Annotated in this window: 21 protein-coding genes; 9 read left to right on the forward strand and 12 right to left on the reverse strand. The window is 34.0% G+C overall.

From position 1 onward, the window contains the following. The first annotated feature begins 269 nt into the window (after positions 1 to 269). Positions 270 to 779, forward strand: coding sequence for a YfbU family protein (locus RFH42_RS04330; RefSeq protein WP_308974353.1), 510 nt, complete (start codon positions 270 to 272; stop codon positions 777 to 779). Positions 780 to 1,132: 353 nt separating this feature from the next. Here the strand turns inward: RFH42_RS04330 and RFH42_RS04335 are convergent, their stop codons facing one another. Both RFH42_RS04335 and RFH42_RS04340 read right to left on the reverse strand, forming a co-directional pair. Continuing rightward, positions 1,133 to 1,348 (reverse strand): hypothetical protein, encoded by a 216-nt coding sequence (locus RFH42_RS04335; protein WP_308974354.1) that lies wholly within the window; start codon positions 1,346 to 1,348, stop codon positions 1,133 to 1,135. Between the two features lie 287 nt (positions 1,349 to 1,635). Beyond that, complete coding sequence (locus RFH42_RS04340) at positions 1,636 to 1,986, reverse strand: DUF3969 family protein (protein ID WP_308974355.1); 351 nt, start codon at positions 1,984 to 1,986, stop codon at positions 1,636 to 1,638. Positions 1,987 to 2,355: 369 nt separating this feature from the next. Here RFH42_RS04340 and RFH42_RS04345 point away from each other — a divergent pair, with 369 nt between their 5' ends. After that, complete coding sequence (locus tag RFH42_RS04345; protein WP_308974356.1) at positions 2,356 to 2,592, forward strand: VF530 family protein; 237 nt, start codon at positions 2,356 to 2,358, stop codon at positions 2,590 to 2,592. 117 nt (positions 2,593 to 2,709) lie between these two features. Here RFH42_RS04345 and RFH42_RS04350 read toward each other — a convergent pair whose 3' ends face one another. Then, positions 2,710 to 3,915 carry an MFS transporter gene (locus tag RFH42_RS04350; RefSeq protein ID WP_308974357.1) on the reverse strand — a complete coding sequence of 402 codons (1,206 nt, stop codon included), beginning with the start codon at positions 3,913 to 3,915 and terminating at the stop codon, positions 2,710 to 2,712. 121 nt (positions 3,916 to 4,036) lie between these two features. Then, entirely contained in the window at positions 4,037 to 4,618 is a 582-nt protein-coding gene (locus tag RFH42_RS04355) for a TetR/AcrR family transcriptional regulator (RefSeq protein WP_308974358.1), read from the reverse strand. Between the two features lie 563 nt (positions 4,619 to 5,181). Between RFH42_RS04355 and RFH42_RS04360 the strand changes: the two genes are divergently transcribed. Then, complete coding sequence (locus tag RFH42_RS04360; RefSeq protein ID WP_308974359.1) at positions 5,182 to 7,110, forward strand: multicopper oxidase family protein; 1,929 nt, start codon at positions 5,182 to 5,184, stop codon at positions 7,108 to 7,110. Between the two features lie 200 nt (positions 7,111 to 7,310). On the opposite strand, the gene RFH42_RS04365 is transcribed toward RFH42_RS04360, so the two are convergent. Next, complete coding sequence (locus tag RFH42_RS04365) at positions 7,311 to 8,246, reverse strand: LysR family transcriptional regulator (RefSeq protein ID WP_308974623.1); 936 nt, start codon at positions 8,244 to 8,246, stop codon at positions 7,311 to 7,313. Between the two features lie 199 nt (positions 8,247 to 8,445). On the opposite strand from RFH42_RS04365, the gene RFH42_RS04370 reads away from it, so the two are divergent. Then, positions 8,446 to 11,916: an indolepyruvate ferredoxin oxidoreductase family protein gene (locus RFH42_RS04370; protein WP_308974361.1), complete on the forward strand. Its 3,471-nt coding sequence runs from the start codon at positions 8,446 to 8,448 to the stop codon at positions 11,914 to 11,916. Between the two features lie 156 nt (positions 11,917 to 12,072). Here the strand turns inward: RFH42_RS04370 and RFH42_RS04375 are convergent, their stop codons facing one another. Then, positions 12,073 to 12,783 (reverse strand): haloacid dehalogenase type II, encoded by a 711-nt coding sequence (locus tag RFH42_RS04375; protein WP_308974362.1) that lies wholly within the window; start codon positions 12,781 to 12,783, stop codon positions 12,073 to 12,075. Positions 12,784 to 12,992: 209 nt separating this feature from the next. On the opposite strand from RFH42_RS04375, the gene RFH42_RS04380 reads away from it, so the two are divergent. The 3 genes from RFH42_RS04380 to RFH42_RS04390 all read left to right on the forward strand — a co-directional run bounded on the left by RFH42_RS04380 (position 12,993) and on the right by RFH42_RS04390 (position 15,449). Further along, on the forward strand, positions 12,993 to 14,099 hold the full coding sequence (locus RFH42_RS04380; RefSeq protein ID WP_308974363.1) for a YheT family hydrolase: 1,107 nt from the start codon (positions 12,993 to 12,995) through the stop codon (positions 14,097 to 14,099). Between the two features lie 109 nt (positions 14,100 to 14,208). Beyond that, positions 14,209 to 14,898, forward strand: coding sequence for a DUF1826 domain-containing protein (locus RFH42_RS04385; RefSeq protein ID WP_308974365.1), 690 nt, complete (start codon positions 14,209 to 14,211; stop codon positions 14,896 to 14,898). 317 nt (positions 14,899 to 15,215) lie between these two features. Next, positions 15,216 to 15,449 (forward strand): hypothetical protein, encoded by a 234-nt coding sequence (locus RFH42_RS04390; RefSeq protein ID WP_308974366.1) that lies wholly within the window; start codon positions 15,216 to 15,218, stop codon positions 15,447 to 15,449. Between the two features lie 53 nt (positions 15,450 to 15,502). Here RFH42_RS04390 and RFH42_RS04395 read toward each other — a convergent pair whose 3' ends face one another. Next, positions 15,503 to 16,417, reverse strand: coding sequence for a fatty acid desaturase (locus tag RFH42_RS04395; RefSeq protein ID WP_308974367.1), 915 nt, complete (start codon positions 16,415 to 16,417; stop codon positions 15,503 to 15,505). Between the two features lie 233 nt (positions 16,418 to 16,650). Next, positions 16,651 to 17,559, reverse strand: coding sequence for a LysR family transcriptional regulator (locus tag RFH42_RS04400; RefSeq protein WP_308974369.1), 909 nt, complete (start codon positions 17,557 to 17,559; stop codon positions 16,651 to 16,653). Positions 17,560 to 17,722: 163 nt separating this feature from the next. Between RFH42_RS04400 and RFH42_RS04405 the strand changes: the two genes are divergently transcribed. Further along, complete coding sequence (locus RFH42_RS04405) at positions 17,723 to 18,271, forward strand: 2,4'-dihydroxyacetophenone dioxygenase family protein (protein ID WP_308974370.1); 549 nt, start codon at positions 17,723 to 17,725, stop codon at positions 18,269 to 18,271. Positions 18,272 to 18,374: 103 nt separating this feature from the next. Here the strand turns inward: RFH42_RS04405 and RFH42_RS04410 are convergent, their stop codons facing one another. The 4 genes from RFH42_RS04410 to RFH42_RS04425 form a co-directional block, all read right to left on the reverse strand. Then, on the reverse strand, positions 18,375 to 19,391 hold the full coding sequence (locus RFH42_RS04410; protein ID WP_308974371.1) for a 3-oxoacyl-ACP synthase III family protein: 1,017 nt from the start codon (positions 19,389 to 19,391) through the stop codon (positions 18,375 to 18,377). A 327-nt stretch (positions 19,392 to 19,718) separates the two neighbouring features. Further along, entirely contained in the window at positions 19,719 to 20,585 is an 867-nt protein-coding gene (locus tag RFH42_RS04415; RefSeq protein WP_308974372.1) for a Vmh family MBL fold metallo-hydrolase, read from the reverse strand. A 446-nt stretch (positions 20,586 to 21,031) separates the two neighbouring features. Then, positions 21,032 to 22,240: a zinc metallochaperone GTPase ZigA gene (zigA, locus tag RFH42_RS04420; protein WP_308974373.1), complete on the reverse strand. Its 1,209-nt coding sequence runs from the start codon at positions 22,238 to 22,240 to the stop codon at positions 21,032 to 21,034. A gap of 101 nt (positions 22,241 to 22,341) precedes the next feature. Next, the gene (locus tag RFH42_RS04425; protein ID WP_308974374.1) at positions 22,342 to 23,055 is read right to left on the reverse strand and encodes a D-Ala-D-Ala carboxypeptidase family metallohydrolase; all 714 of its coding nucleotides are present in this window, start codon (positions 23,053 to 23,055) and stop codon (positions 22,342 to 22,344) included. 300 nt (positions 23,056 to 23,355) lie between these two features. Here RFH42_RS04425 and folE2 point away from each other — a divergent pair, with 300 nt between their 5' ends. After that, positions 23,356 to 24,276, forward strand: a complete 921-nt coding sequence (gene folE2 / locus RFH42_RS04430; protein ID WP_308974375.1) for a GTP cyclohydrolase FolE2 — start codon at positions 23,356 to 23,358, stop codon at positions 24,274 to 24,276. The last annotated feature ends 16 nt before the right edge of the window (positions 24,277 to 24,292 follow it).

Here is a 24,292-nt window from a genome sequence, read left to right on the forward strand (position 1 = left end):
AATGTTTAAAGGGTGGCAAATTGGGATAAATCTTTAAAAACCAATATGATATATATTGGATATACAAGATATATAGTCTTGCAATGCAAGATATATAATTTTGTTTTTTGAAATCTTTTAAAAATAATGACTTAAGCTTTTTTGTTATCGAAATGTAAAAATGATAAGAGTCCACCATTAGATAACGTGGACTCTTTTTTGATTATGGTCTTGCAATTCAAAAAAAATACACCAATATAAGAATATTCAATTAATTAAATGAGTTATATATGTCAACTTTAGATAATCTTACAGATACAGAGCGTCTTATTCTCGCCAATCAATATGAAATATTAAGTAAACTTTCAGATAGTCAGTATGAAAAAGACGACTATAAGCAATTGTCGGATAATTTTAGACATGGATATAAATGGCTATATAAAGAGCATTTTCAAGTTGTAAGTGATGTGCTGGATGATGCAGATACTAGCTTGGTAGTAGAAACATTAAGTTTATATAGGACTTTAAAAAATAATTATGATGATCTGACAGATAAGGCAGGAATTGATGAACATAAAATAACGTTCTTAGGATTCGATGGTAATAATGAAAGAAGATTAATGAATTTCACCAAAGCTTTAAAAGAAAATAATCGTTTTACTGAAATTATTGAAAAAGGCTTGATGAACTCTCACAGCCCTATGCGTCAGAAGTATCAAAAAATGTTAAATAAATGGAAGGAATTAGATAAAAAGGAAACTTTAACATTAGAAGAATTAATCTTCATTACTGATTACTAAGTTCATTCTGAAGTCGCATAACTTCATTTTATGTTAAATAGAATATCCAAGACTGTAGCCTACACAACACTGTTTGTTGCCACAGCTCATCAACGTGAATATCTATGATTATAATTCACGTTGATGAGTATCCCAAGTAACATAATATAAGTTATGCCGAAATCAGATCGCTACTTGACCTGCGTATTAAGTCAAACCTACGCAAGTCTGCGTGGCTATGACATTTTTATTTAATATGGTGCAGTTCTTGCCCTGTGAATGTCTGCAACTACCCGACTGAATCTGTTCGCAAGTTTCACTTTATTAACATCAACTCTTCAAGATTGACCCTTAGAAAGCGATTAAATAAAGCACTATTCTCTACTAATTTTGGATTTAACTTCCTTGATCAGCTTGTATAAGTCAGTAATTACAGGATCATTTTCAATACCGAGCTTTTTGTGATCTTGAATTTTTTCATATAAATCAGCAATAGATTTTTCATTGAAGGTTCGAATTCTAATATCTACAGCTTTATCAGCACCAAATGTGTCTATGAACTCTTTATTAATCAACTCTAAATCATTCACTAATTTATGGAATTAAGCATGGTCTGTTACTGGATTGAATTCTCGAGTCCTTGATCATTCTCTTTTTAGAGATAATTTAAAATATTCTTACATAATTTGCCATAAGTATCTAAACAAGATGTAGTGAGTAACGAACGCGAGCAGCTAAAAGATATGTTAAAGATAATGATTGTTCATAACAAAAGCAAAGAGCTAATGAGGGATTAAAATATTAAAAAGTCCCGAATTTGGGACTAAAGTCCACTATTAGAGAATGTGGACTCTTTTTATGATTCATTTAATGTTTATTATTTGTAGTTATCAAATAACTTTTGATCATACCATTTCTCAAATTGACAACTACTCTCGGGAAGTAGTTTAATCAACACCTCACACTCTTTAAACATTTCTTTGACTTCATTTTTAACATCAAGATTAAATGATTCAAGATTTTCTAGCTCCATTCCTCTATGAATTACATCAATTAAGTGTTTAGAATATTTGTTCTTTTTTAATAGATTCATCATAAATGGTGTGTATAAAAAATACTCAGCCTCATTAATAGTTATATAATCATTTTCTAAAGAATGTAAAATTCCAAGATTAACTAGTAAAATTAACTTTTGTAAATCAGTGTTTCCAAATTGATCAAGACTCAATTAACATTACTCCAATATTTTCAATGTTTATTCATCAATATATCAGTATTTTTAAATACAATTACGATTATTAATTTAGTAACTCTGAAGTCGCATAACTTTATTTTATGTTAAATAGGATATCTGAGACTGTGGCCTGAGCAGCACTGCTGCGCAAGTCACTGTTTGTTGCCACAGCTCATCAACGTGAATATCTGCAATTATAATTCACGTTGATGAGTATCCCAAGTAACATAATTAGAATTTGACTAATTTATAATTAGAAAAAAGCTGCCATTTTCCATGTTAATTATGTTTAAAGTCCAACTCTCTCATTTTTCAACTATCTCAGGTTATAATGATGGCCTCCCAAAATATAGTTGATCTATTATGAACACTACCAATGACCCTTTACATGGTAAAAAACTTGCTGATATTCTAAATGAATTATTAGATTACTATGGTGGCTTTGCTGGCTTAAGTCGTAAAATTGAAATTAGATGTTTCTGCATAGATCCAAGTGTTAAATCATCATTACGATTCTTGCGTACCACACCATGGGCACGTGAAAAAGTAGAAAACTTATATTTGTATGTCTTACGCCAAAAAGCTAAACAGAAATCGTAGCAACAAAAAACCATCCTCAGCTAACTATATTTTTTGAGTAACAATCGATAAAGACAATCCTATGAGCCTATAGAGGGTTAGATTGGGTGACTGAAAATCTTCGTGAATCTGCTTTGTTTATCTATTTCTAAATCCATGTGTTTTAGATTGCAATATTACATAGACTGAAATTATTGATAACATACACATTGCAATCGTGAGCGATAATGGGCCTATTTTTTGAAGTAATATCCCACCTAATAATCCTCCTCCAGCAACCGCAAAATTAAAGATAGTAACTAACATGGACTGAGCAACATCAGCACCTTCTCCAGCTGTATCAGCAATTGCTGTTTGCAACAATGTTGGTGCCCCACCAAAAGCCATACCCCATAATGTGATACCACTTAGTACTAGCCAAGCATCATTACTAGCACCACCCAACCCTATTAAAATAGCAGCGACAGCAAAACCTACCAGACTTAGTAAAGTTAATAAGCGTAATGCTTTATCAACCCACACACCAGTAATCCAAATACCAATGATTGAAGATACACCAAATAATAAAAGTACCAGATCCACCCGATTACCAAGACCCACTAAGCTTAAATAAGGTGTAATAAAGGTATATAAAATATTATGTGCAAGTATCCATAAGAAGATTATTGCTAATACTGAACGAATGCCTGGATGTAAAAAAATCTCTTTAATTGGTTGGCGATTTTCTGAAATTTGTCCAGAAATATTTGGAATGATAAGTCTAATCCAAATTAATAGGAATAAAGCGAGCAGAGAAATGATCCCAAATACACCTCTCCACCCAAAAATACTTCCTAACCAAGTCCCTAAAGGTACTCCCATACACAAAGCAATTGGTTGTCCCACACCAACTATAGCTAGTGCTCGGCCCTGTAAATTAATAGAGACCATACTTCTAGCATAACCTGCCAGTATCCCCCAAATAATTCCTGCTGACATTCCTGCAATAAAACGGGCAACTAACACAACAATATAACTGGAAGATAATGCCGTTAATGTATTGAATATTAATAAGCCACTTATTGCTAGTAAGAATAATGGTCTTCTAGACCAACTACGAGTGGCAGCAACAACAGGAATAGCAGCTATCACGGAGCCTAAAGCATAAACAGATACTAACTGTCCTGCCAAAGCTTCTGTTACTTGTAAGTCCTTACTAATCAATGACAATAAACCAGCTGGAATTGTTTCTGTCATAATCGTAATGAAACCAGCAAGAGTAAATGTTAGAAGCTTTAAAATAGGAATATCCTCTTTAGAACTTTCAGTCTCAACTGCACTTAATGTCTTGTTTTGTCTATTCATGTATAATTTACTTTAACTTAAATCGGATTATTAAAGATGGGTTACCCTATTATGGAATGATCATTCCAAAACCAAGTAAAAAAATTCACTTTTTTTAAAGTGAATTTAAACTTCTAAAAAATTAAATTGTGCTCATTGCTACATTCACAATATCAACTAATTTTGCAGAGAGTCCTTTTTTACTACTACCCTTACTAAAAACACGTATTCCTTGGATTGTACTAACAATAAACCTAGCTAATACTTCAGGGTTTTTAGTGGAATCAATTTCACCACTAGCTTTTCCACGTATTAACAACGTACAGATAGCTTTTTCCATTCTCTCTAAGTTTTTTTCTACTAATTGTGCGATTCCTTCGTCATACCGAGCCATTTCTAAAGATGCATTAGCCACCATACAGCCCATATTCTCTATGTCATTAATTTCATCTGAGACAATTTTCATAAGTAGACGTAAAATTAAGTCCTTAGCTTTTCCTTCTTCAGACAGTATAGCTATATTATCGGCTGTTATTTCGTAATAACGTTTTAGAGAAAACTCATATAGTCCATATTTGCTTCCAAAAGTGTTGTAAAGGCTACCTCTACCAAGACCTGTCCCCTCTACTAGATCTTGAATACTTGTACCAGCATATCCTTTTTGCCAAAATACTTTCATAGCAGCTTCAGCTATTACATCTTCTTCAAATTCCTTTGGTCTCATTTTGAATTACCGTTATGGAATGATCATTCCAAAATCATAACTTTTACTAGAATGAAAAGTCAATCATAAATTTTTACTGACCTTTTTATTGCTAAATCAATAGTAGAATATATTAAAATAAGTAAATATATCCAATATGTACTTATAAGCATTAAACCAGCCTCTCTTTATGAAACATTAATATTATATAAAAGAAATATTACTTATAGGTGCTCAATGGGTTATTGATTATGTATAACTGTTTTTGAATTGCTTTAATTCTATATGTTATTTTTAAAACAAACTCTAAATAAAACATTGAGATTTTAATCTAAAAATTCATGTTAAAAACATACTAAACACCAATAACTACGGAAGGTTAACTTATTGAAAATAAATAATTAGTATCATTTATATCTTGTTTTTAATATTAATTTAAGTAAGTTTTGTTATTAAATTTGTCTACAATATTAATAAAATTATTCATTGAAATAAATTTCAATTATTTTAGATTAAAAGAACCTTAATTAAAAAATAAAAATTATTTTAAGAGAAATCTATAATCCCCCAAAAGGCAAAAAACCATGAATACCAGAATAATAATACTGACTTTACTGTTTTTGGAAGTTAATTTTAAAGTTTATGCCACTGATCAAATTTTGCAAGACCCACCAGCGATGCAGATCAATCGTAGTAGTGTGTTATCCCCATCAAATGCTAAATCAGATGTAAATAGAAAACAAAAGTTGAGTGAAGCTTCATTCACATGGGATGTGAGAAAAATTAAAAGTAAATTATGGAATCCAGCGACTCAGCACTTTGATTCAGTAATTTTACGAGGTTATCAAGGAACAAATACTAGTCTTAACACTCCATTTGTCGCTCCAACAATTGAGATTTTTCCTGGAGAAACATTAAAGGCAACACTAAATAATCAACTGAATATTGATCCACGTAGTAATCAAAAAACTGGGGCAGATCAAACATGTTCTAGTGAGCATATGCATACTGATCAACCACACTGTTTTGACACCACAAATATGCACACGCATGGTTTATGGGTGAGCCCACGTGACAAAAGTGATAATGTTTTTGTTTCTATTTCACCAGGAACAAAATTTCAATATGAATATAATATTGCTGAAGATCATCCAGCTGGCACCTTCTGGTATCACCCACATCGACATGGCTCAACCGCAATTCAAGTTGGTAGTGGCATGGCTGGGGCTTTAATTATTCGTGGTAATCGCCAACCTACCGCAAACAAAACAGGTGATTTGGATTTACTTACTAAAGGGTTTAAAGAACGTATTTTGTTATTTCAACAAATCCAATACGCCTGTTATAACAATGATGGCACAATAAAAACCAATTCTGATGGTAGCTATTTTTGTGGGCACGGCGATATTGGTGAGATTCGAGATTATCAAGGCTTTGGCGCTGGAAATTGGACTAAATCTGGACGCTATACGAGTATTAATGGAGAAATACAGCCTTTGTTAACTCAAGCTGTTGCTGGAAAAGTTGAACGTTGGCGAATGATTCATGCGGGTGTGCGTGATAGTATCAATTTAACAATTCGTTTAATGCAACATGCACCAAATAAATTGGACTTAACCACACAGAGCGAAAAAAAATTATTAAAAGAAAATTGCACGGGCCCAGTGGTAAATCAATATATTATTGCTAACGATGGATTAACCCTTAAACAGATACATGAACAACCAGTAACTGTACTGCAACCTAGTTATCGTTATGACGCTTTAATACAATTTCCACAAAAAGGACGTTACTGCATCATTAATGAGTCAGCTCCAGCCTCGGCTAATGTTGATAGAGTAAACTCAGAAAGACGTTTAATGGCGGTGGTTCATGTAAATGCTGCCAACCCTACATCACAGACTTTAACAGATGCTTTGATTGAACATGCAAATCAAAATATTAACTTAGACATGCGTAAGTCAGTCATTAATGATTTACAGAATAATCTTAAACTAAGCCATTTTGTTCCTCACCCTGATTTACCGCAAACTCCATATAAACAGCAACTAGAATTTAATATTGATAATACGCAAAATCCACCACAGTTTCAGATAGATGGTAAACCATTCCAATTGGGCCGTGTAGATCGCGATTTAAAACTAGAAAGAACAGATGAATGGACATTAACTTCTAAATTAGCAAGTCACCCATTTCATATTCATATTAATCCATTTCAGATCATCGCAATTTATGATCCCAATGGTAAGGATGTTAGCGCAATAGATTCAATAGATGATTATGATAAAAGTGCTGCCCCTGATCCCCAATATCGAGGATTAAAAGGAAGTTGGAAGGATACTATATTGGTTAAAAATGTCCGAGGAGCCAGCTATAAAGTGATTTTTAGAACCAAATACCAGCGCTATACTGGAGATTTTGTTTTACATTGCCATATCTTAGATCATGAAGATCAAGGAATGATGCAGCATATTCGCATTTCTTCTCCAAATGATCCTCAAACACAGAAATAATACTCGTAGATTATGATGATTAATATTTAGGCACTATCTAATTCATCTCATAAAGAGTCCTTAAGAAGAAAACCGAATGAAATACTCCTCATTCGGTTTTAACTTTTTCAGATGTTTTGGCTGAGCTCTCTGCGTCTTATTTCAAAATCAATTAAAAGTTAATTTAACACGTAAATAAATGTGTTAATAAGCATCTTAGATTATAAAAAGAAGTTTGTATCATTTTGAATTTTAGGCGAAATTTTTTTCTCAACCCAAGTTAACCATGCCCTTGTTTTTGCATCAATAAATTGTCGTGATGGTAGTAAGGTATAAACACCAATATCAGGTGATCTCCAATCAGCTAAAATGCGCTGTAATCTTCCACTACGTACCGCTTCATTCACAGTAAAAGTAGGAAGTAAGGCAATTCCCATACCTTGTTGTACCATGTCCAGTAAAAGCTCAGGTGTATCTGCAATTAATGGCCCTGAAATATCAATTTGATACGAATAATCATCATTAATGAGGTGCCATTGCGCCGTTATTGATGGATTCACCAATCTCAGACAAGCATGTTGCTGTAGGTCATCTATTGATTTGGGTACACCATGTTTTTCTAAATAGTCTGGCGATGCGCAAAGTACTGAAAAGATGGTTCCTATTCGACGAGAAACCAGTCTAGAGTCAGCTAAAGATTCGGTTAGATATAAACTGACATCAATGCCTTTACCTAAGAGATCAGGGACATTCTGTGACGTACGATATTCAACCGTTAATTCAGGATAAGTTTGGCAGAACTCTGCCAGCACTGGAGATACATAGTGATGACCAAAACTTGCCATACTCAAAACACGTAACCGCCCCTGTGGTTTAGTGGTCATCCCCCTTGCCTGAGTTTCAGCCTCTTCTATCATTGCAAGTACTTGACGACATTGTTCTGCATAGGTTGCACCAATATCAGTTAATGCATGTTGTCGTGTCGATCGTTGTAATAATTTTATTCCTAGACGCCCTTCTAACTCACTAATGAGTCGAGATACCTGAGCTGTTGTAATTTCCATTTGCTCTGCTGCAGCAGTAAAACTGCCACTATCAATAACTTTTAGGAAGGCATGTATTGCATGTAGTAATCCACCATCAAGATTTTTGCGCATAACGTAAATATCTTTTTCTAAATTACACATTGTTGCATTAGGCCCAATCAACCACAATGACATTAATGTACACACATTAAACAATTTCAACATATAACTTAACTTATCAATTTTTCTAAGTGTGTCTTTTACTCCAAATATTCAACTGGATGTTGAAAAAAGAAAGTAGCTCAAACTACAAAATTTCAGGGAGATATAAATGGATATTGCTATAAAATTTATTCCACATAAGATTCCAACAAAAGATGTATCACTGGAAGATAAATTTCTCAGTGATAATGGTACAGCCTATATGACAGGTATCCAGGCCTTAGTTCGGTTGCCACTTGTACAAACACGGCGTGATACGATAAAGGGTAAGCGCACGGCTGGTTTTATATCTGGTTATCGTGGCTCACCTGTGGGGAATTACGATCATTACCTTTGGCAAATTGATAGCATACTTAAAGACCATCACATCGTATTTCAGCCTGGTGTAAATGAAGATTTAGCAGCTACGGCCATTTGGGGAACACAACAAGCGAATCTTACTGGTCAAGGTAAATATGATGGTGTAACCGCATGGTGGTATGGCAAAGGCCCTGGAGTCGATCGCTCTGGAGATGTTCTTCGCCATGCAAATCTTGCAGGAACCTCAGCACAAGGAGGTGTCGTTGCTTTCTTTGGCGATGACCACTCTTGTAAATCCTCTACCATTCCGCATCAGTCTGAACATGTCATGATTGGTTGTGGTATTCCCATTTTCTATCCAAGCTCTATACAACAAATTCTCGATTTAGGGGTGCATGCCGTTGCTATCTCACGTTTTGCTGGTGTCTGGACATCAATGAAATTGGTCAGTGAGATTGTTGAAACGTCTGCATCTGTACACATCGATTTAGACCGAGTCGTTCCAGTTTTGCCCTCAGAAATTCATATGCCTCAAGATGGTGTCAATATTCGTTGGCCTGATCATGGTATTCAACAAGAAGAACGTCTTTACAAATATCGTTTACCTGCAGTATTGGCCTATGCGCGGGAAAATAAATTAAATCAGGTCACATGGCACTGTCCCAATGCTCGTATAGGTATTGTTGCTAGTGGTAAAGGCTATTTAGATAGTATTGAAGCTTTACGGATTCTCGGTATTGAAGGTGAAGTAGCACAACTGCTTGGATTGAAAGTATACCAAGTCACCTTAATTTGGCCATTAGAACCACACGGAATACGAGAATTTGCTGAAGGCCTAGAAGAGTTGATTGTTGTTGAAGAAAAACGGCCTATTATTGAGACACAAATTAAAGATGAATTATATGCTCTTCCAGACAGTAAACGCCCTCGTATTATAGGTAAAGCTTGTGATGGAAAAGGTGAATGGAGTACTTCTAGTGATGAAGCCCCTTTAATTGGGCACTATGAGTTTCAACCTGAACTAATCGCAAAAATGTTTGCAGCTCGATTTTTAAAGTTAGATATTACTGAAACATTAAAAACACACATTCAAAAGAGAGTGGCCTTACTAGACAAAGCAGAACAAGAGTCACAACGTATTCTTGATATTGTAGAGAGGAAACCTTTCTTTTGTAGTGGCTGCCCACATAACTCATCAACAGTCTTGCCAGAAGGTAGCCGTGCCTTGGGTGGTATTGGCTGCCATTACATCGCTGTTTCACTCGATCAAGGTACAGAGACTTTCTCACAAATGGGTGGTGAAGGTGTGAGCTGGGTTGGAGCCTCTCCTTTTACCAATGAAAAGCATATTTTTGCCAACCTTGGAGATGGGACATATTTTCATTCAGGTTATCTTGCCATTCGCCAAGCAATTGCGGCGAAAATAAATATTACCTATAAAATTCTTTATAACGATGCTGTTGCCATGACAGGTGGACAACACGTTGATGGCCACCTGAGCGTTGCACAATTAACAAGACAATTAGATGCTGAAGGAATCAAAAAACAAGTCATTATTACTGATGAACCTGAGTTGATTCATGCAGATGAAAAAATTGCTCCTCATGTCGAAATTTATCATAGAAATGAATTGGACGATGTTCAACGTAAATTACGTGAGATTTCTGGCGTAACAGCCTTAATTTATGTTCAAACTTGTGCGAGTGAAAAGCGTCGCCGCCGTAAACGTAATGCTTATCCTGATATTGCAGAGCGGATTTATATTAATAGTGATATTTGTGAAGGTTGTGGTGATTGTTCTAAACAATCCAATTGTTTGTCCATCGAATCTATTGAAACAGAGTTAGGAACTAAACGTAAAATCAATCAGAGTAGTTGTAATAAGGACTTTTCTTGTGTCAAAGGATTCTGTCCAAGTTTTGTGACTGTACATACGCAAGATATGAAAGGCACAGAAACAATTAAAAATATAGCCTCTGGCTGGCCAAAGAAACCAAACATTGCTGATCTTGACCAACAAGTCAGACGCATTATGGTGGGCGGAGTTGGTGGTACAGGTGTAGTTACAGCAGGTGCAATACTTGGTATGGCAGCACATCTAGAAGGTAAGTCAGCACGTATCATGGATATGGCTGGACTTGCTCAAAAAGGAGGTGCCGTTTATTCATATATACAACTTGCCGCACAGGATGAACAAATTTCTTCAACTAAAATTCCTGCTCATCAATGTGATCTTCTCATTGGCGCGGATGCGATTGTCGCTGGCAGCAATGCTACACTTTCTCGCTTAAAAACAAACGCGACAGCTATCATTAATAAAGATGTTTTCCCCACTTATAATTTTATTCAATCACGCGACTGGTATGCTCCAATCACAGATTTAATTAATCGAATAAAAGGTCAGGCGATAAAAGGTAAAATTATATCCATACCTGCTACAAGCATAGCTACACAAGTTTTAGGAGATGCAATTTTTACAAACCAATTATTACTAGGAATGGCTTGGCAATCAGGTCAGATTCCATTGGAGCGTGAAAGTATTGAAATGGCAATTCGCCTTAATGGAACTGCCATAGAAAAAAATCTTGAAGCATTTCGTGTTGGCTGCCATTTAATGAGTGATCCTGAGTTAGTGACACAAATTGTGGCAATGTTATCGACAAACAGTAAACCACGTACATTGGCTGAATTAATTGAAGATCGTTCTGCTCGGTTGGTTGATTATTGGAATCCTGATTATGCAGCTAAGTATCGAACCCTCACAGAACAGGCAGCCCAAGTATTACCAAAAGAATTAGCTGAAGTCATTGCAACTCAGCTGTACAGAGTCATGGCATATAAAGATGAATATGAGGTTTCACGCCTACTTACAGCGAAGAAGTTTAAACAATCTATTGAAGCTCAATTTGGTAAAGGTCTACGTTTAACCTATCACCTTGCCCCTCCTATTTGGGGAACACATCACTCTATACGTAAACGTGCTTTTGGATATTGGATGCGCATTCCAATGATGATTATTGCTCATTTAAAATGGCTTCGAGAGACGTCATTTGATCCATTCTCAGCGCAATCAGAGCGTAAACAAGAACAGGCTTGGCGTGATCGTTATATTGAATTTGTACAAACGATCAGTTCTAAACCTGAGAGTTTTAATTTATCGATCGCGTTACAAATTGCTCAATTACCAGTAGAAGTACGTGGATTTGGTCATGTCAAAATGCAAGCAATGGCAATAGCCAAACAGCATTGGGATGAACTTTCATTACAGCTCTACAAATAACACAGATAAAAAGCCTATTTTGCTTTCAATCAGTCGCAAAGATGTGATCAAATTTAACTTGTTATGATCACGTTTTAGCGACTGATTATTATATATTCCATATAATTAACTTACCATCTTCCATAATTTTAATTACTAAAGATAAGCCAATTGCTGTTATACAGATTCGTTTAACTTAACAATTAAATCTAATAGATCAGATGCATGTAAATCATTTTCACTACATGGAGAGACATCTTTAATGTTAGTTTTTCCAAACTCAAAAGGTCTTTCAATATAAGCTGTCCTCAGCCCACAAGATCGTGCACCAGCCAAATCATCATGATGTGCAGCAACCATTAAAACTTGATCAGGATTCACATTCAAAAGCTCAGCTACACCTAGATAGGTTTTAGGTGAGGGTTTGTAGCTACGAAAATTCTCAGCTGAAAAGATATAATCCCAAGGTAGATTAGAGAATCTAGCCAGATCAACGAGCAACCTAATGTTGCCGTTAGACAACGTACAAATAATATATTTTTCCTTGAGCTTATTTAATCCTTGTACCGTATCGGCCCAAGGCGCTAATCTATGCCACACCAAATTGAGGTGGCATTTTTGTTGTTCTGATAGATCTAAGATATGATATTGAATGAGTAAATCTTCTAGAATTGAACGATGAATATCATCAATAGAACTCCAATTGTTTACACCTGAAAGAACTTTGTCCATAGCCGGTCTATACCCAGCTCTCCAATCTAGAGCAAATTGATCTGCATCAACAGGTAGATGCATTTTTTTTATTTCATTCACAATAGAGGAATGCCAATCAACAACGGTACCAAATACATCAAAAGCGAGGACTTTAATATTACCTAATTTTGTCATCAAAAATTCCTTTTATTGATTGTTTATGATGATACATCATCTTCCCTGATTAATATTTAAAATCCATCCACAAGGGAATAGTGTTATTTTTAATCAAAATAAGAGTAAAGCAATTTCTATAGTCGTAGAGTAAACACTATTTTTTGAAATTTGATGGCATTTATGCTTTTATTTCGAATGATGATAATTGTAGGTCAAAAGGAACGTTAATGAAAAATCTGTTGAGTAGAATCAGTCAACATGCCTTAACGAAATTTGATCAAGTCACAGGAACAGAATCGCCTAAACTGTATTTTAATGAACAAGGGCAACTTAGTCCGATCATTGAAAAATTATCACAACTTCATCAAAAGTATCGTCCTACCCCATGGCTATCTAATCGACATTTGCATTTGCTTTATTTTGATGTAATAAAAAAACGTAGTATTTCTTTAAATTATGATCGTATTGATCAGTTGAACATGCAAGATGGCGGAATAACTGGAATCGCATGGTTAGGTACTGATTTACCTCCCAATACCCCAACGATATTAATATTACATACCATTACAGGTACACCAGAAAGCATGAGCGAACTGGTACAAGACTTACATCGCTATACAGGATGGCGTATTGCCTTGTGTTTACGGCGAGGTCATGCAGGTTTACCAATGCCTGTTCCTAAAATTAATTTATTTGGGTTAACTGAAGATCTACGTGAACAACTACAATATATTCAGGAGAAATATCCTTCCTCTGCTTTATATGCTATGGGTTCATCTGCTGGGACTGGATTATTAGTTCGTTATTTAGGGGAAGAAGCTGAAGCAACACCACTTAAAGCAGCTTTTGCTTTATGTCCAGGCTATAACACTGAATCAGGATTTCGTGCGGTACATCCATTCTATAGTAAAGTGATGACCAAAAAACTGATCACTAAGTTTATTAAGCCTTATCAGGAAACTTGGAAAAATACTGAGTCACTTACTAAGATTCTAAACAGTAAGTCATTATTTGATTTTGAACAAACTTATTACGAAATGGCTGGTTATCAGGACTATATAAGTTATTGTAATGCAACGAACCCTATTCTTGTTTTAGAAAATGTGAAAACGCCATTATTAGTTCTAAATTCAGAAGATGATCCCGTATGTAATATTCATAATTTTGAACCTTATAAAGCCACAGTCAGAAAAATGCCTAATATCGCAGTAGTAACAACAAAAAAAGGCAGTCATTGTGGGTTTTATCAAGGAGTATTCTCAACAAATTCTTGGGCATCTCAATTAGCTGCTGATTTTTTCCTACTTGAAGAGAATAAACACAGCTCAACATAAATTTAATTTGAAGCATATTATTGACTGTTAGAGCTCTTTTTAAATTTCTCTGGAAATGCAGGTATATAATTAGGAAAGTTACTAAATTATTTTTTTGAAGATAACACTTATGTTTTTTGATCACAAACAAGTTTTAGAGGTCTCTAGTTTTTCAACACTTGTAAGTACACAGTTCCAAAAAGAAAATAATGCAATTTGTTGGTCTAGAAATTTACATGGAAACTTTAAAGAAATAGTCGAAAAATTAGAATTAAAAGAAGATATCACAGAAGTATCCAGAGAGGATTTAATGGGCTTAAGTCTTTCAGAGGAAGGAAATATTGCTAGAGAGATCATTTTAGCAGATATACAATTACTTTCTGATTTTGGAGCTTCACCTACACTCAATTTACTTAAGAAGTATCAACGAGACGAAGAATTTGATTTTATATCTACTGATGTCTACTCTTACCATGTAGATCGCTCTCCTATAGAAGTTGATACTTATTTGTGTACTTATTACGGGCCTGCGAGCGATATTTTGCCGCAAGATCAAGCACAACAAAAAATTTTAATTCCTGAAATTAGAGCGGAATTAAAAAAAATATACGATGGACCCGAAAGTGAATTTGATTCTTTTTTAAAAGAATTTTTCTTTGATTTACATTATCAAGCTAAACCATGTGCAGAACCAATAAATTTAGGTATAGGTAATCTTTGGCGTTTAGCTGTAGATCATCCTACACAACAAGTTTCACCCTGTATTCATCGTGCACCTACTGAAATGAATGCTGAATGTAGATTGTTATTAATTTGCTAAGTAAAGAATATAATATTAAACATGATTTAATATCAATTATATTTAAACGCATTATGAATCTTATTTAATCCCAATTAAATTTAACATTATAAATATGTAATGTAGAAATAAGGATATTTTTTTATTCCTATGATATTTGTAATGTTTTATTTTCCATCAAAGAATGAAAATTACTATTTTCATGCAAGTATATGTGATAGATAAAACATATAATATCAATTATATTTAGACTATATTTTTATTTTATTGATTTATCATTAATTAGAGTGTTTATTGTATTCCATAACAAACCAATTATGTGTAATTCTGGAATAATAATGAAAATATCTTTTCTTACTCTTTCTTTACTGATATCAATGAGCACTTTTGCTGCGGATCAAATCAATATTAGTGAAGTAGATAAAATCACAAATCAACAAATTTCTGAACTAAACAAAAAATGTATGCAAGACAACTACATGAGTGAAGAGTGTAAAAAACTCCAACAAGGTAAAACCACTCAAAAAGATAGTGCAAAAAAAGAAACGAATACAAAACATGCTTACTATTAACCTCTTCTTATAGCCAAGAGTCCAGCATGGTACATGCTGGACTTTTTAAAATATCAATCCAATGTAAATAAATTTTTAAAGAAGACAATAACATAGTGTGTTTTTAATTTTTGCTTATCATTTAAATTGGAGCGTATTTCTTGATCTATTTCAGGGGTGTGGTACGGATGGAGAAATGGAAACAACGAATGTACAATATAAAGCCCATCATTATCACCAAATCGATTTGAAAGCCGACTATAAGAATTCACCGCCAGATGTATGTTTGCTTGATCTCTCTGAATATTGTGTTTCATATAGATTACGATTAGAGAGATTGTCCAAGCAATCATAATAGACGGAATAAATATATATAAGAAAAAATCCTTACTTATCGAATATACTAATGTATCCAAAATAATAATTATAATAAGCTGAGTCATCACCTTTATTTTATCTTTTTTTGAACTTTCTCTAATAAAGTACTTCATTTGATTGTAAAAGATCAGGATAAAAGAAAAATTCAATATTCCTGTTATATTTTTTTTACTTTCAATAGTCGTTGGATTTAAATATTTTGATTGTTTTATTTGTAATAAATTTATTTTATCAATTTCATATATATATTCTCTATGGTATGCCTTATGAGCATAACGATATAAAATAAATGGTATTTGGTAGAAGCCAAAAATTATCCACCTTATATAAAATTTTAATTTTTTATTTCGAACAACCCTCCAATGTAAATCGGCATGCATGAAAACTCTTAGGTAGGGTAAACTAAAAAAACCATTAATAAGTATAAACAAAGGGGTAAAGTAGACATGCCTTGGATATAGCGTATAAAAGAATAATGTCAGCAAAAAGATAACATGAATCATTAATATTTTATTTCTAGTACTGGCATTAAATTGACTAATCTCTTTTTCATAAGCTCTGTCGGAATGAAGCTGTATAGCTAATTCTTTAAGTTCTGTTGTATTGTTCATTATAATTCTCATTTTGCTGTTTTTAATATAAAGTCTTATTTGTATTTTGACCTTTAATTATGAATTCTAATTATATGTTGTGCTTAAGATGTCACATAATAATGTAAATTTGTTTTTAAAAATCACACAATATGTGATAAGTATCTTTATTTCCCAATTTTAATTCAAGCAATAAAAACGTATAGATTAAGTTGTAAATAAATAAAAACACAATTAAATCAGCATGCTAAATTTTATAATATAATCTGCCATGGATTTTCTTGAACTTTTTTCTGTAAAAATTGAATAAAACATTTAATTCGAGGGCTTTGAAGTTTTCTATTCGCATAGATAACATATTGGGGTTCTGTTATTGCAGAGCGGAAGTGCATTAAGATTGGAACTAAACGACCAAGTCGAATATCTTCACCAATATGATAATCTGCTAAGCGCACGATTCCCTCACCTCTTAATGCAAGATCTCTTAAAAATGTGCCTTGAGAAAATGATGCGATGGCTTTAATTGGCACAGTAAAGCTCTCATTATTTTCCACAAAGTCCCAATTGTTCCAATTACTGGAAAAATTAAAGTGCAAGCATCGATGCTGTAGTAATTGCTGTGGATGCTCAGGGACACCATATTTTTCTAAATATAGTGGTGAAGCACAAGTAATCCACTCACTGTCTCCAAGCCGAGTAGCAATTCTGGATGAAGATGGGAGAATACCACCATAAATTGCAATATCTACACCTCGGTCAAATTCATCTTGATAGACTGCATTTAGTTCAAAATCAACGGTTAATGTAGGGTATTGTTCAAGAAATTCTGGTAACCAAGGCAAAATTTGGTGTTGTGCAAAAGTTGGCATTGTTCTTATTTTTAAAATACCGCTCACTCGGGTGGGAAATGCCTCAGCGAGTGAATCTGCCTCATGCATAGCAGCAATAACATTTCTGGCACTTTTTAAGTAAGCCATGCCTTCCTCGGTCAAACTGAGTTGTCTAGCTCCTCTTTGAATCAGACGAACGCCCAAACGATTCTCTAATCGACTAATGAGTTTGCTAATTGCAGATGGTGTTAAATCATTTGCTCTTGCAGCAGCAGAAAAGCTTCCATGTTCATATGACCAAATAAAAGCCATTAACTGTCGATAGTTATCCATAGTACCTTTCATTTGCATGTTTCTATATTTCTTTGAATATAACAGAGATTAATTTACATGAACTGTGCCTAATATTCACATCTAGTTTGAATAAGGCGCAATCTACGCCAGATATGCTTTTGCTAGTATCTCTAACAGATGACTTTATTTTAAGGATAGCAGAATGTCTAAGCAGAGAAATCCAGATTACTCCATTAATGAAGAACTTATGCCTTTTCAGCGACCACAAGTTCCATATATGTCAGCAGATCTTGTTATACCTGGAGTTCTAGATGATGCACTAAAAGATGATGATTTATGGGTACCCACTTCTGAATCTGTCAGCTTTAAACCGTTACTATTAAATACAAGTGCTGGTTATTATGTAAACTTATTACGTGTCCGTAAAAGTGGTGTGTTATCTAGACATCGCCACACAGGCACAGTACATGCGTTTGTACTTAAAGGGCGTTGGTATTATCTTGAACATGATTGGATAGCTGAAGAAAAGTCTTTTGCTTATGAACCTCCTGGTGAAACACATACGCTTTTTGTTCCTGATGATGTGTCAGAAATGATTACTTTATTTATTGTACATGGTGGCTATACCTATGTAGATCCTTATGGTAAAGCTGTAGGCTATGAGGATGTCTTTACCAAATTAGAAGCAACACGTGAACACTATAAAAAAATAGCTGTTCCTGAAAGTGAACTACAAAAGATCATTCGATAATTTATTTGATTTTTTATAATGCCAATTTATTTAAAATTGGCATTATAGTATTTAAATAAAGAATGCTTTAATCTAATCTTTTCATAAAATCTCTTTTATGTAATTAAACTTTCCAGAGCATTAAACCAGCTTGATAACCTGCCCCCAAAGTCCAAAACAAAATAATATCACCTTCTTTAATTAACCCTTTTTTCAATCTACTTGCGTAGGCAATAAACAAGCTATTCGCCCCTGTATAACCATACTGATCTCCAATGTATTCAATTTTATCCCAAGGAATATTTTTTTTCTCTTGTAAGAGATCAATATTAAATTTTGTAAATTGTGAAAATAAAAAACATGAAATATCCTCTAGATTCAACTGATTTTTTTCGAGCAAATCATCCAATGCATCAGCAGCAAATTCAACACTTTCTACACCACTAAATGTACCCCAACGAATTTTTTCATTATTACTGGTATGACTTTGAGAAAAACCGTTTGGAGGTAACACGATACTATCTTTAAAACTACTATCTGTTCTATATATTCGATCCATCATACCTGAATCCGTTTTTTCTAACGTCTTTTCAAGAATAATAGCTGCCGCTGCATCACCAACAATCGTTGAAGGTATTGGTTTGGTTTCACATCCAATTTTACTCATATGATCTGAACCAACAACTAAAGCTCGTTTATATATTTTATTTGAATTTAATATAATTGCGGCTTGCTCTAAAGCCATAAACATACCTAAACAATTTGCGTTGATATCAAAACATACACACTCATTTTTTATACCTAATATTGAATGTAGCCAGAGCGCATTCGTTGGTGCCAAATACTCAAGGGTTGTAGAGGTGAAAATAATTATGTCAATATCACCATTTTCGATGTTATGTTTTTTAAGTACATTATTCGAAGCTGAAATTGCCATAGTAAGAGAATTTTCATCACTATTTGATATGACATGTCTTTTTTCACGACCAACTTTTCTAAATATCTCAATGAGTTTCTCTGTATCATCAAACTTATCAAGATAGTACTGATTATGCCGTATAGTGCTAGGGTGATACGTATCTATTGCAGCAAGTTTTAAAGATAAACTACTATTTTCTTGGATCGAATTAGCAATATTCATTTTATTAAGTATCATTTTAGAAGTCGGAATATATTTTTTATAGAATAAAATAAACCAACTCAATGGCTAAATAAATCATCAATCTAATTGACTATTATTTAATAGATTTTTCTTTATAATAAAAAATTCAATAAAAAAATATTTAAATCAATTTAAATAATATAAAAAATTAACACAACATTTTTAATTAATATATTAATAATTAAAGAGGCGTTAAGTATAAAAATGAAATATGTGAAAAAACATCAAATACTCTTTTAAAATTATCAGAAGTTGCACTCACTTCTAGAATGCAACTTCTAGGTTGTTAAATATTATAACTTTTAATTATTTCCAAGACATTTCACCGGTATGGACTTTAGAACTTAATTCCAGTGAACTTTCTTCATTGAGTGTAGGGTATATTTTCTTAACCTCAGCAATAACTTTACTGGAATCTTTATATTTTTGATTTTTTAATATCTTCTCATAATTTTTAAGATATTGTGCTGTGAAATCAATAGATTGACCACCTTTTGGTATGTCACCTAAATAGTGCCCTGGAATGACTGTGCCTGGATGTAACTGTTTCATTTTACTCAGCGTATTTAACCAATCTTTACGTGATTGCAGTGTTTGGGTATCTGCTGTCCATAAATGAATGCCTGATGAAACACCAACACCACCTAAAATAGTACGATTGCTTGGTACCCATAAATAAGCTGCATAAGATTGAGCTGATTTGACTTCAATTTTTTCTCCATCTAAAGTCAGGCTATGATTGCTCAAAACAGTTGGAACAATTACATTTTGGGGTGCATTTTCTTTTAAAATAGGCCCCCAATAAGCAAGCTTATCTTTTTTAGTTGCTTCAATATGTTTAACGACTTCAGCAGTTGCGACTACTTTGGTATTAGGAAAAGCTTTTACAATTGGCTCTAAACCAAAATAGAAATCAGGATCACCTGCGGTAATAATAATTTCACTAAGATTTTTCCCACTGGCTTGTATCATTTTTACCAAGTTTTCACCATCTTTAACGCTGAACTGGGCATCGACTAAAATGGCATTTTTGTCACCTGAAATTAAGGTTGATGACACAGGGAATATTGCTTGCGTTTGAGGATTATAAGTTTGAAAGTTTAATGGAGCTGCAAATGTTGCTGTACTGAGAAATATTGTACTCAGAGTCAATGTTGATGCATATTTATTCATAATTACACTCATGTTGAATTATCGTATTGATCAATAATAATGTGTTATCCATATTCACATCGTCAGAAAAATCTCACATTGTTTAGAGAGACTATTTTTCCTCATAAATACTCAAATTAAATATATTGAGTCGCCATCCGTACCTTGATTTGATTATATTAATACCAAAAATTACTTTTAGTAAGTACTTACCAAAAAGTAAGTATTGAATAAATTGTATTTATTTTTTGAGCTTGTTCAAAATGTAAAATTAAGCTGTTCACCAAATGGGGCGTAAAGCCCCATCGTTCACATTTGCTATAAAGGAATGATTCACGGCGCCATTCATATGACACCTATAATCCCAGTTATTAAATCTATCTACTCAAAAATAGAGCTTTAAATAAATTTAGTGTGTTTCCCCCCCAATCACACAATGCAAAATATTATGTTGTTGGGGGAGACTATTAATCCCAATTGCCAAAGGGATTTTCAAACAATTGCCATAACTCTGTACCTAATGACATTTCATAATCTGTTAGTAAACAATGATCAAATTGTCGTATTAAATCTGCCTCATCCATATCCATACCAATTAAGACAATTTCCTGTCTAGAATCTCCAGTTTTTTCATCCCAGTTTTTTTCAATTGCTGCGATGCTTTGTGCATCCTGTGGCCAATGTTCTTTTTCTACCTCATTCCACCATTGTCCAGCAATACCATATCGTGCCATAGCACCAGCCTGAGACCATGAACAAGCCATACTCGGTTCTGTGGCAATCCAGAAAAAACCCTTGGAGCGTATCACACCCTGCCATTTTGAATGGATAAAATCGTAAAAACGCTGAGGATGAAAAGGTCTGCGAGCATGGTAGACAAAACTGTGAATACCATATTCCTCTGTTTCAGGACGATGTTCCCCACGTAACTCTTTTAACCACCCTGCTGCCTGAGAAGCCGCATCGAAATCAAAAAGATGAGTATTTAAAACTTGATTTAGGTTAACTTGACCAAACTGACAAACCTCAATTTTCGCTCTAGGATTTAGTTTATGTAAAATTGCAAATAATTGCTGTTTTTCACTCTCATCTATTAAGTCAATCTTATTTAAAATTAGTACATCACAAAATTCGATTTGATCTATTAATAAATCAACCACATTTCTTTCATCTGCTTCACCTAATGATTCTCCGCGTTCTTGCAAACAATCATAAGAATGAAAGTCTTTCAGAAAATTAAATGCATCTACAACTGTAACCATGGTATCCAGTCGAGCAAATTCATTTAAAGATCGGCCATGCTCATCCTCAAAAGTAAAGGTTTCTGCCACTGGTAAAGGTTCAGAAATACCTGTCGATTCAATAACAAGTTGATCAAATCTGTTTTCTAGTGCTAATCGACGTACTTCAAGCAATAAGTCTTCACGCAATGTACAACAAATACAGCCATTACTCATTTCAACTAATTTTTCATCAGTTCGAGATAATTCAGCACCACCTTCCCGAACCAGTGCAGCATCAATATTTACATCAGACATATCGTTAACGATGACAGCTACGCGACGTCCTTCACGATTATTTAAAATATGGTTCAATAACGTTGTTTTTCCAGCACCTAAAAAACCAGATAAAACAGTAACAGGCAATTTCACTGGATTTACTAGAGAAGTATCCATGAGTTTCTCACTTCTATTGATGAAAAGGTTTTTGTGTTGTCTCAAGACAAATTAAGAAATTTGAGCATTAACGTGCTATACATACAGATGGTATGAATGGCTTAAGTTATGGAGTTACAAGGGGACGATTGCTGCTTATGATCAGCTCCCCAATGGCGATAACCAGAACTATCTATATGAATTTGGCCAGAGGCATAAATGCCCAGTCCCATATTGAGCATCAAGCCTTTTTCCCTCCAAAATTTACAGAGTTTATTTTTATTTTGCTCAATCTCTTGTCGTTGGAGTTGCGTCGGATGCGTTGGGCCAATTCGAAAATCCATTGCAGCATTTAACACATGTTTGGATGCCCCAGCTCCGCCTGCACAACGATTTAAATGATCGTTTCGATATACTGAACTCACCGTAAAATCGTTAATAATTCCATCATCACGTAACCGCTTTAAAATATTTAGAGTTGGAATGATATTCCCCCACAGTTCTTGAGGTGGAATCTCATATGCAGGGGTATTACATTTTTGCCAATCTCTTGCGGTCTGAAACAATTCAAAATCTGGAACAATATTATCTAGAGCATGCTGGTGTAAAAAGGCTTTATATTTTTGAACCTTTTGTTGTTGACTGGGGTATGAAATCCAACTGATATAATCATCAGGCGCTATTTTAACAATCGAATTACCTTGCTCTTGATAAGGTTGAGTAAGATTTTGTTTGGGGGTGTTTGAAAAATGAATAGAGGTTGTTTGTTGCCCTATATTTCGTTGACTACATGCCACCGTAAATAGCACCAGAAATAAAGCAAATGTGCGTTTCATAAAGACCAACCACGATTATTACTTGTCATCTATGCTGGATAACAAGCCTCAAAATTTAATGTAATGTTATAACATAACAATAATATTGCAAGATCCTTATGCTTAAATCTTATTTAAAAATATAATTCCACACTACATATTATTGATTTTACTTACTTTATTTTTTAATTTGACTTTCGGCAACCTGAACCATTTTCACTGGGAATGATCACCACTCAAATATTGGTGCCTATCTATTGACAACCTCCATTAAATGTTATGTTATAACATAACATTTAATGATTGAAATTTAGCTATTTTATGATTACCCGTTCTACTCTGCCAGATATTTCATTACTCTCCTCTGCTAATTCTCACCCCTATCCTTTAGATTGGGTTGGTATGGAAAATATTAGTTTACCTCTATATATAGAAAATACTTTATGTCTTTGCAAGGTGAATGCTTATGTTAGTTTGGATGATCCCTATGCAAAAGGCATACATATGTCACGTTTGTATACTCGCTTATTGGAACTCAGTTCAATTCAAAATCTAACGCTGTTGGTCATTGAAACAGTATTAAAAGACTTTTTATTAAGTCATCAATCTTTATCCAAACATGCCAAGATTGATTTATATGGCGAACTTCCTCTTGAACAACCTGCATTAATAAGCCAACTATCTGGATGGAAAAGCTACCCATTTCATTTATCTTGTCAATTACATCAACAGCAATTTAAAGCGACACTTGGCATTGATATTGCCTATTCCTCAACCTGCCCATGCTCAGCAGCACTCGCACGAGATCTCATTCAAAAAAGTTTTCAAGATGCAATCCTCTCTGAAAAAATTCAGCCTAATCGTCCTGATCAGATTTTTACTTGGTTAGGTACCACAGACGCTATAGTTGCTACACCACATAGTCAAAGAAGTTTAGCTCAGTTGAACTTTGATCTATCCCCTGCGATACAAAAACCTCTTCCTCTTATTCAATTGATTCATCATGCAGAAAAAGCTTTGGCCACTCCTGTTCAGACTGCAGTAAAACGAGTTGATGAACAAGCCTTTGCTTTAGCCAATGGACAAAACTTGATGTTTTGTGAAGATGCACTACGTCGGTTGTATCATGCTTTTATCAATTATTCAGATATTACAGGCTTTAATTTTAAAGTTATTCACGCGGAAAGTTTACATGCTCATGATGCTGTAGCCCAAGGAACATGGACAAAATCATCTCTATAAACAAATAAACATCATT

The sequence above is a fragment of the Acinetobacter rudis genome, assembly GCF_031157835.1.
GTDB lineage: Bacteria > Pseudomonadota > Gammaproteobacteria > Pseudomonadales > Moraxellaceae > Acinetobacter > Acinetobacter rudis_A.